General features: G+C 48.1%; 18 protein-coding genes. 12 read left to right on the top strand and 6 right to left on the bottom strand.

Features of this window, described 5'->3' with window-relative positions; all coding sequences use genetic code 11:
• Positions 1 to 8 precede the first annotated feature (8 nt).
• The 4 genes from J0A67_RS13965 (at position 9) to J0A67_RS13950 (ending at position 2,798) form a co-directional block, all read left to right on the top strand.
• Entirely contained in the window at positions 9 to 656 is a 648-nt protein-coding gene (locus J0A67_RS13965) for an outer membrane beta-barrel protein (protein ID WP_206569982.1), read from the top strand.
• Entirely contained in the window at positions 647 to 1,192 is a 546-nt protein-coding gene (locus J0A67_RS13960) for a HEAT repeat domain-containing protein (protein WP_206569981.1), read from the top strand. The genes J0A67_RS13965 and J0A67_RS13960 overlap by 10 nt, the downstream gene beginning before the upstream one ends.
• A gap of 125 nt (positions 1,193 to 1,317) precedes the next feature.
• The gene (gene aroQ, locus J0A67_RS13955) at positions 1,318 to 1,746 is read left to right on the top strand and encodes a type II 3-dehydroquinate dehydratase (RefSeq protein WP_206569980.1); all 429 of its coding nucleotides are present in this window, start codon (positions 1,318 to 1,320) and stop codon (positions 1,744 to 1,746) included.
• Positions 1,743 to 2,798: an aminotransferase class V-fold PLP-dependent enzyme gene (locus J0A67_RS13950; protein ID WP_206569979.1), complete on the top strand. Its 1,056-nt coding sequence runs from the start codon at positions 1,743 to 1,745 to the stop codon at positions 2,796 to 2,798. Before aroQ ends, J0A67_RS13950 begins: the two co-directional genes overlap by 4 nt.
• 34 nt (positions 2,799 to 2,832) lie before the next feature.
• Here the strand turns inward: J0A67_RS13950 and J0A67_RS13945 are convergent, their stop codons facing one another.
• The 3 genes from J0A67_RS13945 to J0A67_RS13935 are packed head-to-tail and all read right to left on the bottom strand — an operon-like array spanning position 2,833 to position 6,728.
• Complete coding sequence (locus J0A67_RS13945) at positions 2,833 to 4,185, bottom strand: dicarboxylate/amino acid:cation symporter (protein WP_206569978.1); 1,353 nt, start codon at positions 4,183 to 4,185, stop codon at positions 2,833 to 2,835.
• Positions 4,186 to 4,197: 12 nt separating this feature from the next.
• Positions 4,198 to 5,283: a chorismate synthase gene (aroC, locus tag J0A67_RS13940; protein WP_206569977.1), complete on the bottom strand. Its 1,086-nt coding sequence runs from the start codon at positions 5,281 to 5,283 to the stop codon at positions 4,198 to 4,200.
• Positions 5,283 to 6,728 (bottom strand): BatD family protein, encoded by a 1,446-nt coding sequence (locus J0A67_RS13935; RefSeq protein ID WP_206569976.1) that lies wholly within the window; start codon positions 6,726 to 6,728, stop codon positions 5,283 to 5,285. The genes aroC and J0A67_RS13935 overlap by 1 nt, the downstream gene beginning before the upstream one ends.
• 116 nt (positions 6,729 to 6,844) lie before the next feature.
• Here J0A67_RS13935 and J0A67_RS13930 point away from each other — a divergent pair, with 116 nt between their 5' ends.
• The gene (locus J0A67_RS13930; protein ID WP_206570427.1) at positions 6,845 to 7,033 is read left to right on the top strand and encodes a hypothetical protein; all 189 of its coding nucleotides are present in this window, start codon (positions 6,845 to 6,847) and stop codon (positions 7,031 to 7,033) included.
• Between the two features lie 74 nt (positions 7,034 to 7,107).
• Here the strand turns inward: J0A67_RS13930 and J0A67_RS13925 are convergent, their stop codons facing one another.
• Both J0A67_RS13925 and J0A67_RS13920 read right to left on the bottom strand, forming a co-directional pair.
• The gene (locus J0A67_RS13925; protein ID WP_241265193.1) at positions 7,108 to 8,352 is read right to left on the bottom strand and encodes an ammonium transporter; all 1,245 of its coding nucleotides are present in this window, start codon (positions 8,350 to 8,352) and stop codon (positions 7,108 to 7,110) included.
• 33 nt (positions 8,353 to 8,385) lie between these two features.
• Positions 8,386 to 8,724 carry a P-II family nitrogen regulator gene (locus J0A67_RS13920; protein ID WP_206569975.1) on the bottom strand — a complete coding sequence of 113 codons (339 nt, stop codon included), beginning with the start codon at positions 8,722 to 8,724 and terminating at the stop codon, positions 8,386 to 8,388.
• 269 nt (positions 8,725 to 8,993) lie between these two features.
• Here J0A67_RS13920 and J0A67_RS13915 point away from each other — a divergent pair, with 269 nt between their 5' ends.
• Positions 8,994 to 9,899, top strand: coding sequence for a nucleotidyltransferase family protein (locus J0A67_RS13915; RefSeq protein ID WP_206569974.1), 906 nt, complete (start codon positions 8,994 to 8,996; stop codon positions 9,897 to 9,899).
• Between the two features lie 108 nt (positions 9,900 to 10,007).
• Complete coding sequence (locus J0A67_RS13910) at positions 10,008 to 10,535, top strand: hypothetical protein (protein ID WP_206569973.1); 528 nt, start codon at positions 10,008 to 10,010, stop codon at positions 10,533 to 10,535.
• Positions 10,536 to 10,558: 23 nt separating this feature from the next.
• On the opposite strand, the gene recF is transcribed toward J0A67_RS13910, so the two are convergent.
• Positions 10,559 to 11,659: a DNA replication/repair protein RecF gene (recF, locus tag J0A67_RS13905; protein WP_206569972.1), complete on the bottom strand. Its 1,101-nt coding sequence runs from the start codon at positions 11,657 to 11,659 to the stop codon at positions 10,559 to 10,561.
• 89 nt (positions 11,660 to 11,748) lie between these two features.
• Between recF and pdhA the strand changes: the two genes are divergently transcribed.
• The 5 genes from pdhA to J0A67_RS13880 all read left to right on the top strand — a co-directional run bounded on the left by pdhA (position 11,749) and on the right by J0A67_RS13880 (position 16,011).
• Positions 11,749 to 12,768: a pyruvate dehydrogenase (acetyl-transferring) E1 component subunit alpha gene (gene pdhA, locus J0A67_RS13900; RefSeq protein ID WP_206569971.1), complete on the top strand. Its 1,020-nt coding sequence runs from the start codon at positions 11,749 to 11,751 to the stop codon at positions 12,766 to 12,768.
• A 112-nt stretch (positions 12,769 to 12,880) separates the two neighbouring features.
• Complete coding sequence (locus J0A67_RS13895; RefSeq protein WP_206569970.1) at positions 12,881 to 13,585, top strand: tetratricopeptide repeat protein; 705 nt, start codon at positions 12,881 to 12,883, stop codon at positions 13,583 to 13,585.
• An 86-nt stretch (positions 13,586 to 13,671) separates the two neighbouring features.
• Complete coding sequence (gene ribH / locus J0A67_RS13890) at positions 13,672 to 14,148, top strand: 6,7-dimethyl-8-ribityllumazine synthase (RefSeq protein WP_206569969.1); 477 nt, start codon at positions 13,672 to 13,674, stop codon at positions 14,146 to 14,148.
• A gap of 109 nt (positions 14,149 to 14,257) precedes the next feature.
• A complete protein-coding gene (locus tag J0A67_RS13885; protein ID WP_206569968.1) occupies positions 14,258 to 15,577 on the top strand; it encodes an aspartate kinase in 1,320 nt (439 codons plus the stop codon).
• A gap of 107 nt (positions 15,578 to 15,684) precedes the next feature.
• Positions 15,685 to 16,011, top strand: coding sequence for a DUF6787 family protein (locus J0A67_RS13880; RefSeq protein ID WP_206569967.1), 327 nt, complete (start codon positions 15,685 to 15,687; stop codon positions 16,009 to 16,011).
• Positions 16,012 to 16,107 lie beyond the last annotated feature (96 nt).

Genomic DNA, 16,107 nt, shown 5'->3' with positions numbered 1-16,107 from the left:
TTTTGAACATGAATAAAATCTTGGTTTCCCTGCTATTGCTTGCGTTGCCCATTGGGGCTTTTGCCCAGCTCAGTGTCGGGATTAGAGGGGGATACGCGACTTCCTCCTATAGCTATCAGGGAACAGCATCGACTCGAAGCACTACGGTAGATGGCATCGGGGCTCCGACATTCTCTTTCGTCGTCGAGTATTTTAGCTCTAAAAACGCGGGAGTCGAGCTAAACCTTCAGCAGCTTACGCTCGGTTTTCGGCAGTTTAACGCCGAGGAAGAGCTAAACCATACCGAATTGACCTATCTCAAAGTTCCGTTTCTTGCGAGCTTTTTTGCAGGAAGGTCAGGCAGATTTCAGGTCAAGATGGGGCCACATCTGGGGTATTTGGTAAAAGCTGAAGATATCGAAAGACAGTATTCTGGTGCCACGCCACCGGAATTGCCGACTTATGGCGGAGCGGGCGATAATCCAAACAAATTCATGTACGGCCTCACGGCGGGAGCGGGGATTTCGAAACTGTTTGGTAAAAGTACCATCTCGGGCGAAGTCCGATTTGCCTACGATTTTACCAATCCCGAATCTCAGGACAGGATTTATGACATGAATTCCACCAATCTGGAGTTTACTTTGGCTTACCTGTTTCGAGTAAAAGAATGGAAATAGAAAAGCTAAAGCTTGATATTCATTCTGGAGATTCGGGTAAGATCTTAGAATCAGTTGACATGCTGTTTAAAATTGGAGAAGTAGAAAGTATCGACTATCTATTGGGGCTCTTGGATCATCCTAACTCGGCAATAAGAGATGCCGTAGCATTGACTTTTCGTCGTAATAGATTCAATGATGCCGTAGATCCATTGTTGAACTCAATTAAAAAGAAAGAAAATAAAGGCTGCAATGGCACAATGGCTTACGCTTTAGAAACACTGGATTGTAGTCTTAGATTAAAAGATTTGTTTGACATACTCTTCGATGATAATAGCTATGAGACTAGGTGTCATATTCTCAGAATATTGGATGAGCAAATTTTTGAATTTACGGAAGAGGACTTATTGGAGATCGAGTTTAAATGGTACAAGCTAAGGGATAGCTGGAATGATTTCAATAAAATCGACGAACAAAACCCGAGAGATTTCGACCTAGATCGCGACCTGATTCAATGCTTTGTTGATGGATATCTGGTCTACTTGGGAAACAGATAAATTAACAGAAACGATAATTTTCTCCAGAGCCTAAGTCCGTATAAAAATGAATGGCTATCGGGTGAGAGCTTGTAAGCTTCGGGGGACTACTTAACTTTGATCCAAAGCTTTAAACCTATTTTGCCTTGAAAATCCAAATCATCAATGGCCCCAATCTGAATCTGCTCGGAAAGCGGGAGCCGGAAATCTACGGAAGCGAGTCTTTCGAAGACTATTTTGAACAACTGAAGAAGCGCTTTCCCCAAGTAGAACTTCACTATTATCAGAGTAACGTCGAGGGCGAGCTGATCAACAAAATCCACGAAGTTGGTTTCTCTTTTGACGCGATACTTCTCAATGCCGGAGGCTATACCCATACTTCGGTGGCGATCTCGGATGCGATCGCAGGCGTGACCACTCCCACATTGGAAGTGCATATTTCCAATATTTACAAGCGTGAGGAATTTCGCCACAAAAGCATCATCTCCAAATCCTGTGTTGGGATGATTTCCGGCCTGGGCCTTAAAGGCTATGAACTCGGTATTTCCTATTTTCTACATACCCCAGAACTATGATTACTTTTGCTCCGGGACCATCTAAAGTTTACGATGCGCTTCCCAAATACATGCAGGATGCCTATAATGAAGGAATTCTAAGCGCGAACCATCGCAGTGGGGTTTTCATGCACCTCTACCAGGAGACTGAGCAGCTGATGCGCGAAAAGCTTCACATGCCGGATGGCTACAAACTCCTGTTCACTTCTTCCGCGACCGAAAACTGGGAGATTATCACCCAGTCGATTGTGGAGAAGGCGAGTTTCCATATTTACTCTGGGTCTTTTGGGAAAAAGTGGTTGGAATATGCTAAACACATCGTGCCAGCGACTGGTGCGCTAAAACTGGAGGCAAATCAACCTGTGGACGTAGCAGGATTGGAAATCGGGGAGGGCTTTGACCTGATCGCGATTACCCAAAATGAAACCGCCAACGCGACTCAGGTACCCATGGCGGTCATCGAAGCGATCGGGGAGAAATTTCCGGAAAAGATGATCGCAGTCGACACCACCTCTTCCATGGGAGGCATAGAATTGGACTTTCGTCTGGCGGATATTTGGTACGCGTCGGTGCAAAAGTGTTTTGGTCTTCCTGCTGGCTTGGGAATTCTAATTGTTTCTCCGAAGGCGGTAGAAAAAGCACAGCGGAAAGGAGAACGAGGTCGATATAACAGCCTGAATTTCATTTTGGAAAATGCGGCCGGCTACCAGACCCACTATACTCCCAACGTTTTTGGGATTTATTTACTCAATCGGGTCCTAAAAGATCTAGAGGAGATCCAACATGTCGATTCCCGACTAAGAGCGCGCATGGCCAAGCTTGAGGACACCATCGCGAAATCCGACAAATTTAGAATGTTGGTAGACAATGACCAGACTCGTAGCACGACGGTGATGGCGGTTGCCGGTACCAAGGACTTGATAGCAACTGTTAAAAAAGCTGCAGAAAAACAAGGAATGCAATTGGGCAGCGGTTATGGGCCGCACAAGCCGACCAGCTTCAGGATTGCCAACTTTCCGGCGATTGCCGATGCGGAGTTTGACCGGTTGATCGAGTTTCTGAGAAACTACTAAAAACGAAAAAGCCCGGCTTGCCGGGCTTTTTCGTTTATGATTCTTCCTGTACGCTTTCGTTTGCGGTGAAAGGATTTGCTTTTCGGATTAATCCCTCGGGCAGTTCCCCTTCCGTACTTGCGACGACCGTGGTCACTACCACATCTCCAGTAACGTTGACCACCGTTCGGAACATGTCCAAAATTCGGTCTGGCGCAATGATCAAAGCTATCCCAGCCGCTGGAACCTGTATGGATTCGAGGACAATGATGAGCATGATCAAGCCAGCCCCCGGTACCCCAGCGGAGCCTATGGAGGCAAGCGTGGCTGTCAACACGATCATCAGCTGCTGGGTGAGCGACAAGTCCATGCCGAGTGCCTGCGCGATGAACACCGCCGCCACCCCTTGATAGAGGCTAGTTCCGTCCATATTGACCGTGGCGCCAAGGGGCAGTACAAAGCTTGAGATGTTTTCAGAAACGCCGATTTCTTCCTCTGTCTGCTTCATGGTCACGGGAAGTGTGGCGGAGCTGGACGAAGTGGTGAATGCCAATAGTTGGGCGGGTCGGATTGCTTTGAAAAACTCCAAGTAAGGAACCTTGGTGAATGCCCTCAAAATCATCGGGTATACCAAGAAAACCATGAGGGCAAGTCCTCCTAAAACTACTAGGCTGTATTTGAGCAAAGCGAGGAGGAGCTGGACTGCCGAGTCGGGATTGTTTCCCGCGATCTCTACGATCAAGGAAGCCATCAGGGCGAATACACCATAAGGCGCCACCAGCATGATGTAATTGACGATCTGGATGATCACGTCATTGAAACCGTCGAAGAACGCAATGATTGGCTCCGCTTTGGATTTTGGGATTTGAAGGAGAGCAACGCCGACTAGCAATGCGAAAAATACCACCTGAAGCATGGCGCCGTTGTTCGTCGTTGCCGCGAAGATATTTTCCGGAACGATGTCCACCAGCGGCTGCAGTGGACTTTGCTCCTGAATCTCCGATGCCTGGCCTAGCTTGGTTCCAGCATCCCCTTGATAGAGCTGCATCAGGTTTTCCCGAGTTTCGGTTGGGAGGCTTTTACCCGGGGAAAAGATATTCACTAGACCTAGGCCCACAGAGATGGCGACTACCGTAGTGCAGAGGTAGATTGCTATGGTTTTTCCCCCAATTCTGCTGAGTTTGGATACGTCGCCCAAATTGGATACGCCGACGATCAGGGAAGCAAGTACCAAGGGCACCGCGATCATCTTGAGCCCGTTGATGAAGATCGTGCCGATGGGTTTGATGTAATTCAGGGTGAAGGAATTGGGAATTCCAGTTTTAATCACGACCAAGCCAAAGATTAGCCCGAGGATGAGTCCTAGGATAATCTGGGTATGTAAGGGTATTTTTTTCTTCTTTTTCAATCGCTGGTGGGTTTATATTCCTTCAAGTTTGTTTGTCTTGGACAAGAGAAGATTGTCCGCGATGACCAACGCCGCCATAGCCTCCACGATCGGCACCGCGCGGGGGACTACGCAGGGGTCATGCCGTCCTTTTCCGCTGACGATGACTGTCTCGCCAGCCTCGTTCAGTGATTCTTGGTCTTGCATAATAGTCGCCACCGGTTTAAATGCCACACGGAAATAGATGTCTTCACCATTGCTGATGCCGCCTTGGATTCCTCCCGAATGGTTGGTAAGCGTATGGATTTGGTCCCCTTCTTTCACAAAGGTGTCGTTGTGCTCGGAGCCGCGCATCTTGACGCCTTCGAATCCGCTGCCGTACTCGAAGCCTTTCACCGCATTGATGCTAAGCATGGCTTTGCCCAATTCTGCATGGAGCCTGTCAAAGACAGGCTCGCCTATGCCTGGAGGCGTATTTTTTATCACACAGGTGACTACGCCTCCGATAGTGTCTCTTTCAAGTCGGACTTGGTCGATGAGGGTGATCATTTTGTCGGCCATATCGGGATCCGGGCAGCGGACGATATTCTCCTCGGCCAGATCCAGGTTGAGCTCGGTATAGGTTTTCTCCAGGCTTAGCGCCCCTACTTGGGATACGAAGGCTTGAACTGTAATCCCTTTTGTCTCCAAAAATTGTTTTGCGATAGCGCCTCCGGCTACTCTTGCGGCGGTTTCTCTCGCGCTGGACCTTCCCCCGCCACGATAGTCGCGTATGCCGTATTTTTCGAAGTAGGTATAGTCTGCGTGGGAAGGACGGAATTTGTCCGCGATGTGGGAGTAGTCTTTGCTTTTCTGGTCGGAGTTTTGGATGACTATGCCGATGGGTGTGCCGGTAGTCTTGCCTTCAAATACTCCCGAAAGAATTTGGATTTCGTCCTCCTCCTTGCGTTGGGTGGTGATCTTGGATTGGCCGGGCTTTCTTCTTTGCATTTCGAGCCGGATTTTTTCCTCATCCAAATCCAAACCTGCCGGACATCCTTCCACAATAGCTCCCAAAGCTTTTCCGTGCGATTCACCAAACGTGGTGATTCTGAAAAGCTTGCCAAATGAATTTCCCATTATTTTTTCTTGATTATCAGAACCGCCAGCAGGGCGACAGCACCTAAAAGGAGCACGTTGATTGCGGTCGTAAAATAGTATTTATATTCCTCGTTTAAAAACTGATTGCTTTCAGTGGCAATCCTGTCATAGATGCCTCCGAGTCTTTGGCCGGAAATGGCCTGGTTTACTTTGCTTTCTCCCGACACGACGATCTTTGCCTCCGGCTTCAGCGTATCGTAGACAGCCCTCACGGGGTCAAAATAGATCCACTCAAAGTGATCGTCCAGCTCGTACTCTCCGGCTTCGTTGATCGTGATATAGTAGTTGAATTCCTTGATTCCGGAGACCCGGCCATAACCTTGGTTGACTTGTTGGCGAACGTTGGGGTCGTAGGTGTTGAGATTTGTACCGGTCAGGCGCTTGGGTGGCGAAATAGAGTTGATGTTGCCTACTCCGCTGATTCCAAAGTTGTACTCGAAGCCTTGGCCAGTTTCCACCTCCAGCTTGCTGATGTTTTCCCGCAACTGGAAGACTCCGACTGCCACTTCGTTTTTGAGCGGATGTGGAGGGAGCGGTTTTACGGTGATAGTCTGGGGAGAAGAGTAGAAAGTCTTGAAGTCTTCCTGGCGATTTGCCCCAAAGAAAGTTGGGTTTTTGGCGATTCGATATTTGATCATTTCCCACGGCACCCGGGGGAGTTCGATCGTGCCCTCTGAAAACGGGAAAAACGAGGCCTCGTAGACCTTGTACCGCATCCATCGCTTGTTGTTGATTACCACCAGCTCTGGCTGGATATTGGTGATGTTGAAGTTTTCCTCCCAGGCATTGTTGGGTTTTAGCTTTTTCAGGATGGCATCGAGCTGCCTGCCCGGCTCATAGAAGTCAAAGGGAGCTTGGTTTTGCTCCGACATATAGAATGCGACATTGAGGTTGAAGCCTTCCCCCGCGTAGATTTCCTTTTTGTCTACAGATACGGAAAAGAACGCGTCATCCTCGAGCTCCACGTATTCGGGTTCTTCCGACGGTCTTCCAAAAAAATCCGCAAAAGGATCGGTTGCATTTCCGCCAAATCCCTGGTTGCTGACTGCGTCTCCCACGGTGATCGATTTTCCGGGTGAGCTGTAAGACTCCCCGTTGATCAATATGGAGAAATTGCCCAGCGTGAACTCTCCTTTTCGGGTGGGTTTGTAGTATTGGATGATACTGTTGGAGCTGCTCATCTGCCCATTGATGATGTTCATGGACGAGGATTGGGAGATGCCCTGCTTTTGGAATCCAGGAATCTCGGGAAACTGATCGTAGGATTTGATCTTGTCGTTGGCCAGCGTCGCTTTGATTGTAAACGTCTCATTCAGCCCGATTTCGTCTGGTCCCAGCTCGATCTTGACGTCTTGGGCGTGGACAAAATTCACCAGAAAGAAGTTAAGGTATACGAAAGCGAGACGGAGCATCGTTTTTGTCATGGATGCGAAAGTAGGGATTATTCTATACTTAGGGGTTTCAAAAATAACGTAACATCTTGGGAAAAGCCCTCGTTTCCTAGCTTAAAATCAGTTAATAAACCCAAATCATAATGGCTATGCTAGAGTATGTGAAGACCATTTTGCAAAAAGTCAGCTTTAATAAGCATTTGTTTGAACGGGAATTGATCAAGGGGATTCGCTATCTGATGCCAGCAGAACTTGAAGAGTTTAAGGATTGGTGCTATGATTCTTTTGGCCTGAGCCACCGCCCGATACTCAACCGTTATTTTCGTCCTGCTTATTAGCTATGACAATGAAAAGCCCTGAATTTTTTGGATTCAGGGCTTTTTGATTGGTGGTTGATTGTTGGTAATGGTAGTTAATCTCTAGTTGCAAAGTCCGGATAAGCGCGCATACTGTGCTCGTTGATATCCAAGCCTTCAATTTCTTCTTTTTCATCCACTCGGATGCCGATTGTTTTCTTCAAGACGAAGAAGATCAAAAATGCAGTAGCGAAGCAGAATACGCCGACAGCGCCGATTCCTATAAGTTGGGAAATGACTTGGTCCATACCGGCTAGGTCTCCAAAAAGACCTACTGCCAACGTACCCCAAATACCGCCTACCAGGTGGACAGAGATAGCGCCTACAGGGTCGTCGATCTTGATCTTGTCAAACAACACTACGCCAAAGACTACCAGCCCGCCACCGACTAGGCCGATGAATACCGAGTCCAAGACGCCCATCTGGTCAGCACCTGCGGTGATTCCGACCAAGCCGGCTAGGATGCCGTTGAGGACCATGGTGATGTCGTAGGTTTTGAATTTCAAATAGGAAACCACGAGTGCTCCGATTGCTCCCGCAGCCGCTGCAATTGACGTGGTGACAAACACTTTGGATACCAATCCCGGATCGGCACTAAGCACTGAGCCACCGTTGAATCCAAACCATCCGAACCACAGCAGGAATACTCCAATTGTTGCCATGGGTAGATTGTGGCCAGGGATAGCTTTCATGCCCTGAGGAGTGTATTTGCCGATTCTTGGGCCAAGAAGGTAAGCTCCCACCAATGCTCCCCAGCCGCCCACAGAGTGTACAATTGTTGATCCTGCGAAGTCATAGAATGGGGTTTCCAAGGTATTTAGGAATCCTCCTCCCCACTTCCACATGCCCACGATTGGATAAATGAAGGCTACATAGAGGATGGAAAAGGTAATGAAGGGACCGAGTTTGACTCGCTCGGCGACGGCTCCGGATACGATGGTGGCAGCGGTAGCGGCAAACATTGCCTGGAAAATAAAGTCGGTAAAGTAGGTGTATCCAGCGTTGTAATTGCTGGTGTCCCAGCCTTCCGGAAGGCTCACGCCAAACCCAGCAAATCCGAAGAATCCTCCGGCAAAATCAGCTCCAGGATACATCAGATTGAAGCCTACCAACGCATAAGTAAGCAGCCCAATCGCAGGTATAATGGTGTTTTTAAATAAGATATTGACGGTGTTTTTGGAGCGCGTAAGGCCCGCTTCCAGCGTGGCAAAACCCAAGTGCATGACAAAGACCATTGTCGTGGCTATCATCATCCAGAGGTTGTTGACCGTAAAGAGGTCTTGTACAGGTATTTCTTCCATAAGTCTAATAGGTGAGGTGGTTTTTGATAGGTTTTATAGAGCAGCTTCGCCGGTTTCGTTGTTTCGGATTCTGTAGGCTTCCAAAACCTCGTAAACGAAGATTTTTCCGTCGCCTATTTCACCGGTTTTGCCTTCGGAGAGGATGCATTGGATGACTGACGGGGCAATTTCATCGGGAACGACGATTTCCAGTTTGGTGCGTGGGATATAGGTCGGTTCGTAGGCTACTCCACGATACATTTCCTGGCGGGCATGCTCGAAGCCCATTCCTTTGATTTCGGAAAATGAGAGGAATTTGACACCGAGCTTGGAAACGCAGGTGTGGATTTGATCAAATCGCGAGGTCCGGATGATCGCTTCTATTTTTTTCATTTTTCACAATAGATTAAGTGGTTTTTTGAGATTATGGCATGAAAGTAAGATAAAATTTGAACTAGATCGAAAATAGGTTGAAAAAAAGCTCATTATTTTCAAAAAAAGCGTCTGATTTTTTAAAAATGGGTAGATAAATAGCTTCTGTCTTGTAGAAAATATAAGAATCTGGTCGGGTTATGGTTAATTTGAAACGGCGGGTGTCTTTTTTTGCAGATTTGGCTCAGAGAGATAAAGCCCTATTTTTGTGACCTTTCTTTATTAAGCATATGACTAACAAACCAACCCTGTTGGTATTGGCAGCCGGAATCGGCAGTCGATACGGAGGAAACAAACAAATTGACGGATTTGGCCCCAGTGGGGAAACCATCCTCGAATACTCGATTTTTGATGCGATCCGCTACGGCTTCGGCAAGGTAGTGTTCATCGTAAGACAGGAAATCCTCGAAGTGGCCAAAGAAAAATTTATGCCCAAGCTCGAAGGCAAGATAAAAGTGGATTGGGTGATTCAGACGCTTGACAGCTTTGTGCCTGCTGAGCTGAAGCAGGCAGAACGGGTGAAGCCTTTTGGTACCGCCCATGCCGTGCTTTGTGCCAAGGGTGCGATCAAGGAACCTTTTGCCGTCATCAATGCAGACGATTTCTATGGCAAGGAAGCTTTTGAGGTGTTGGGGAAATTCCTTTCGACCGACGTGAAGCCGGATCTCCATGCCATGGTAGGCTATGCAATTCAGAATGTGCTTTCTGAAAATGGAACCGTCAGCCGCGGAGTCTGCGAAACCAACGAAAAAGGCCAGCTAGTCGGGATGGTCGAGCGTACGTCTATCGCGAGAGAAGGTGAAAAAATCATGAGCCGGGGCGAAGGTGAGGTCCTCGAAATCGCGGAAAATACGCCTGTCAGCATGAATTTCTGGGGATTCCATCCAGACGTATTTGCCGACATCGAGCAGATGTGGTCGGAGTTCCTTCCTGCCAACTTGGACAATCTTAAGTCCGAATTCTATATCCCTACAGTTGCCAACAACCTGATCAAGGCGGACAAAGCAGCCTTTGAGATCTTGGCCGGCGGGAAAACTTGGTTTGGTGTGACCTACACCGAAGACAAGCCTGTGGTGATCGATGCGCTGCAAAAGCTGCATGATACCGGAGAATATCCTGCGGATTTGTGGAAATAAGGAAAGAGGCTTTGGCCTCTTTTTTATGAAAGCATGCGAAAAATACCCTTTAGAGAGTATTGGAGGGCACATCTATCCCAAGCTAGATTTGCTCCCAAATTCCCAACTATGAATTACAAAAAAGCACTGGGGGTCTTGTACTTTTTGTCGATGAACTCTCTTATAGCCCAAACGAGCAAGGAACTTAGGCTTAACGTGGTAAATCCCGGTATAGCTTGGGAAAGTCCCCTAGGAAAACACACCACGTTGGAGATCAATGTCGGTCTCGGATACAACTATTCCTACCCTGAGTTAAATACCATGTATGGCGAGTCTGGTTTCCAGGGGGTTATCGCCCCATTTGTGGATTTACAAGGAAGAAGCTATTATAACCTGAAAAAACGCGAAGGGAATGAGCATAGAGGAGGGAATTTCCTCGCTTTGCGCTACTTGTACTACGGCCCGAGAATCGCCGGTAATGTCCGGCCAAACGAAAATTATACCATGGCCGTTGGGCCGACTTGGGGCATCAAGCGGGAATATGGCAGATGGACATTTCTCAGCAGTGTCGGGCCGATCTACTATTTTGATCTCACGGGTAGTGGAGGCTTTTGGCCAATCAATCTGGAGTTTAACTTTGGATATCGGTTGAAATAGGAAAAGAGGCTTCGGCCTCTTTTTTATTTTTTGACTTTTCCATTTTCCAGCTCAAAGAAGAATACCTCTGAGTCCAAGTCTTTTAAAATCCCCTTGGAGCGCTCGGGCCTCGCATCGGTAAGGAAGATCTGCCCAAAGGTATGCCGGGAGATCAATTCCATCAGCTTGGATATCCGCAGGTCGTCGAGCTTATCAAAGATGTCGTCTAGCAGCAAAAGCGGCTTCTCGCCTTTTGCAGCTTCAAAGACCTGAAACTGCGCCAGCTTCAGCGAGATGATGAAGGACTTCTGTTGGCCTTGGCTACCGATTTTTCGGATCGGGTGCTCTCCAATCCGAAAATCAAAATCGTCTTTGTGAATACCCGCGTTGCTGTTTTTGGTTGCCAAGTCCTTTTGCCGCAGGCTCAGAAAATAGGACTCGAAGTCATCGCGTAAGGCTTCCGTCTCATAGGAGATTGCTACTTCCTCCTTTCCTTGGGATATTTCCGAGTAGTGCTTCTGCAGCATGGGAGCCATTTCACTAAGCAGGTCCGCCCGCTTCCTCGCCAAAACTACACTCAGCCGGATCAATTCCTGATCGTAGCTGCCCAAGAGCGTCATGTCTCTTCTCCCTGTTTCGGCAAATTGCTTTAGTAGGGCATTCCTTTGCTTTAGGAAATGATGGTAGCGGATCAGGTGCTCTAGGTAGGGGTGATCCAGCTGCGAGAGCAAGCCGTCAAAAAACTTGCGGCGTCCCTCGCTCCCTCCTTTAATCAGTTCTGTGTCATCAGGAGCGATCAGCACTAAGGGGATTAGACCGACGTGCTCGCTGGTTTTGAGAAGTGCCTTGCTGTTTTGAAAGATGTTCTTCTTTTTCCCGGTCTCGAAGGTACAGCGCACCTCCAGTCTTTTTTCACCCAGCCGAAATTGCCCTTTTATCGCAAAAAAATCCATGCCGTGGGCGATGTTCAGCGTGTCGCTACTCTGAACGGCGCTTTTGGTCAGGGAGAGGTAGTGGATTGCGTCCAGGATGTTGGTCTTTCCGCTGCCGTTCAAGCCTGTGAAGCAGTTCAGTTGGGAGCTAAACTCCAGGCCTGTTTTGAGGTGGTTTTTGAACTGGATTAAATCGATGGACTCCAGATGCATGCAGCGGGATTTATTTTGGCAGGCTCCTGATTTTTAGGTCGGGATTGCTATATTTGGGGCCTAAAATAGCATATTTTGATCATTACGATATGGCAAAGAAAACTGCAGCGACCAAGTCCAAAGTAAAATATCCGAAGGAAACGTACCGCTTTTGGTACGAGAGCATGCTGTTAATGAGACGGTTTGAGGAGAAAGCGGGACAGCTTTATGGTCAGCAAAAGATCCGTGGATTCTGCCACCTTTATATTGGTCAGGAAGCATGCGCTTCCGGCTCCATCAGCGCCCTTACCAAGGATGACAAGTGGATCACTGCCTACCGATGCCATGCGCATCCGCTGGGTTTGGGGACCGACCCAGGCGCGGTGATGGCTGAGTTGTTTGGCAAAGCCACCGGCACCACCAAGGGCAAAGGTGGGTCTATGCACATCTTTGACAAGGAAAGAAATTTCGCAGGCGGTCACGGAATCGTAGGCGCACAGGTGCCTATGGGACTGGGTTTGGGCTTTGCAGAAAAATATAAAGGCACCAAAAACCTGGCGATTTGCTACATGGGCGACGGCGCAGTCCGTCAGGGAGCTGTTCACGAGGCAATGAACTTGGCTATGCTGTTCAAAACTCCAGTAATCTTCGTGATCGAAAACAATGGCTACGCGATGGGTACTTCTGTAGCCCGTACGTCCAACGTGACCGAACTGTATCAAATCGGTGAGGCCTACGATATGCCATCCTTCCCAGTGGACGGGATGAATGTGGAGGCCGTGCACGAAGCGGTATCCGAAGCTGCCGATAGAGCAAGACGCGGCGATGGCCCGACTTTGCTGGAGATGAGAACCTATCGCTACAAGGGACACTCCATGTCCGATCCACAAAAATACCGAACCAAAGAGGAGGTAGAAGAATACAAGCAGCGAGACCCAATCGAGCAAGTACTGGCTACGATCAGGGAAAACAACCTCCTGACCGAGGAAGAGATCGATGCGATCATCAAAAAAGTGAAAAAGCAAGTAGATGACGCAGTGAAATTTGCTGAAGAGTCTCCATGGCCTGATGGGCAGGATGCTTTCAAGGACGTTTACGTTCAGGAAGACTATCCATTCGTGATGGAATAAATACTGGTTTGATTCCCTCGAAAGCCATGAAGTCTTTCAGATTTCATGGCTTTTTCGTTGGGACTTGTGTATTTGATAAAAACCGTATATTTGCGACCGAAATTTGAGTAACATGGCGACAAAGCAATCTAAAAAAGAGCACCACAACGAAGTACTTGAAAACCCGGAAGTACTAGCAGAGCGAATCGGAAGAGGTGAGGCTTTTTTGAAACAGAATAGTAAAGTATTAGGTGGGGTCTTGGCTGCAGCGGTGATCCTTATCGGAGGAATTCTTTTCTTCCAGATCAACAACCAAAACCAAAATGAAAAGGCCCAAGCTGAAATGTTTCAGGCGGTCTATTTCTTTGAGCAGGACAGCATCGATTTTGCGCTGAATGGCGACGGGATCAACAAGGGTTTCCTGACTATAGCCGAAGACTATCCGAGAACTGATGCCGCCAATTTGGCTCATTTCTACATTGGCTCCATTTACCTTTCCCAAAAGAAATTCCAAGAGGCTTTGACTCATTTGGAGGAGTTCTCCGCAGATGACTATCTGGTTCAGTCCAAGGCTATTTCCCTTATTGGTGACGCGCAGTTGGAGTTGGGTCAGACCGACCAGGCCATCGCAAGCTACACTAAAGCGGCTCGTACCAACGAAAATAAATACACGACTCCGAAATACTTGGCTAAACTGGCTGTGGCGCAGGAAGAGGCGGGCAAAATTGCCGATGCAATTGCTACCTATGCCGAGATCGAGGAAAAATACTACGAATCATTTGAATATGCTGCTGCACGAAAACACAAAGCTCGCTTAGAAGGCCTTGCCGCTAAGTAATGCCGGTGTTTACCGCATAAGTTAGAAGAGTAAGGCCAAAGGGTCTTACTCTTTTTTTGTTAAATCCCTTCCAAAAAATATACTTCATGGCAACTGCCCTCAAAAGTCTAAGTGCACACAGCTCCAAAAACATCCAGGACATCAGCTCCAAGAAATTTGCCATTGTCGTATCCGAGTGGAATGAAGAGGTGACCGAGGCGCTCTATTCTGGTGCTTATCAGACCCTCATCGAGCACGGGGCTAAGAAGGAGAACATTATCAGAAAAAATGTACCCGGTTCCTTCGAGCTGACCCTTGGTGCCCAATGGTGTGCACAGGATGACACCATCGACGCCGTGCTTTGCTTGGGTTGTGTGATCCAGGGCGAGACCCGTCATTTCGATTTCATCTGCGATGCCGTGGCACATGGCATCACCAACGTCGGCTTGAAGTACAACAAGCCTGTGATCTTTGGCGTCCTCACCCCCGATACCCAAAAGCAGGCCATGGATCGTGCCGGTGGCAAGCACGGCAACAAAGGTGACGAGGCGGCGATCACCGCAATCAAAATGCTGGGATTCTAATTCACAAACCTATTTCGATAAAACCTAAACCCTATAGGATCCCACTTGTCGACTGTGATCCCCGTCCGACACTCTCGGGATTCTATGTAGCCTTTCAAAAATCAATCGCATGAAAATCATGAAATTCGGTGGCACCTCGGTCGGCCGCCCAGAGCGTATGCATCAGGTGAAAAGTCTCGTGACTCAGGGAGACGAGCCTACTATTGTCGTATTGTCCGCATTATCCGGGACTACCAATGCCTTGGTGGGCATCGGAGAAGCTCTTGCTGCTGGTGACAAAGAGCTGGCCAAGGACAGGATTGACACGCTCTTGGCTCACTATGAGGCCTTCTATCCAGCGCTGCTGGATACAGAGGAGGCAAAGGCCAAAGCTGCAGAAATCGTCAAGGAACATTTCGAATTTCTCAATATCCTTCTCAAAATATCATTTAACGAAGCGATTAATCGAGATATCCTTGCCCAAGGCGAGCTCCTTTCCACGAAACTGTTTTTTACTCTTTTGGAAGAGCTAAAGATCACCGCAGTTTTCTTACCTGCGTTGGATTTCATGAGTATCGACGAAAACTCCGAGCCGGAACTGGCCAAGATTTCGGAGAAGCTTGGGGCGATTCTGGAAAAACATCCGGATGCGAGACTCTTTGTAACACAAGGCTATATCTGCAAAAACCATAAAAACGAGGTCGACAATCTCAAGCGAGGAGGAAGCGACTACACTGCATCCCTGATCGCAGCTGCGATCAACGCATCTGTGTGCGAAATTTGGACTGACATCGACGGGATGCACAACAACGATCCTAGAGTGGTAGACCGTACGAGGCCGATTGCCGAAATGTCTTTTGACGAAGCGGCGGAGTTGGCGTATTTCGGAGCCAAGATCCTCCATCCTGCATCCATTTGGCCGGCGCAGCAATACAATGTCCCCGTCCGCCTACTCAACACTATGGAGCCGACGGCGCACGGCACGCTTATTAAGGAATCAGTCGAGACTACTGGTGTAAAAGCCATCGCTGCCAAAGACGGCATTACCGCCATCAAGATCAAATCCAGCCGCATGCTCTTGGCGTATGGATTTTTGAGGAGAATCTTTGAAGTGTTTGAAAAATACAAAACTCCGATCGACATGATCACCACTTCCGAGGTGGCCGTTTCGGTCACTATAGATGATCTGAGCCATTTGGATCAAATTCTCGAAGAATTGAAAGTGCTTGGAACCGTAGAAGTTGACCAGAATCAGACGATCATTTGCGTGGTGGGCAATATGGTTTCCGAAACGAAGGGTGCGATCAAGTCCGTGATGGACTCACTTACAGAGATTCCCGTTCGCATGGTCTCCTACGGAGGTAGCCGCCACAACGTATCCATCCTGGTTGATGCCAAGTACAAGGTACAGGCCCTCCAGAACTTGAATAACGGGGTTTTCACTTGGTGAGGGATTGGAAATTGGGGCTGAGCCTCCAGTGTCCTGAATTTTATGAAATGCAAGAGCCGGATGAATCCGGCTCTTTTATTTAGACTGTTTCTTGCTACTTTTGGCAGATGCAAAAACAAGAAGAGCGGCCCGGTTTTTTACGGAGACTTCAAACCAAGTGGAAATTGGAAAGTCTCTTTCAGGTAGTCATGGTTTTGGTGGTCTTTGCTTGCACGGGGTTCACGATCTTGTTTGTCAAAAATCCCATCCTGGATTTTTTTGGAGTGGAGAAAGGGGGCTTTGTCAATACGCTCCTCTATCTTCTTCTGGTCTTGCCGCTTTATCAGATATTCCTCCTGATCTATGGCTTTATTTTCGGCCAGTTCAATTTCTTTTGGGAAAAGGAAAAACAGATCGCACGCCGCATAGCAGGGCTTTTCAAGCGGAAAAACTGAGTTAATTTGAAAATCGGGGAAGTACGATTTCGACAAATTTTCACTTTTTCCACCAAAGTGGCCTCCGAATCCGCTCAATCGGACACCTCCCAATTT

Origin of the sequence: Algoriphagus aestuariicola, from assembly GCF_017254835.1 — a bacterium.
Lineage (GTDB): Bacteria > Bacteroidota > Bacteroidia > Cytophagales > Cyclobacteriaceae > Algoriphagus > Algoriphagus aestuariicola.
This window is presented reverse-complemented; position numbering and strand designations above follow the sequence as displayed.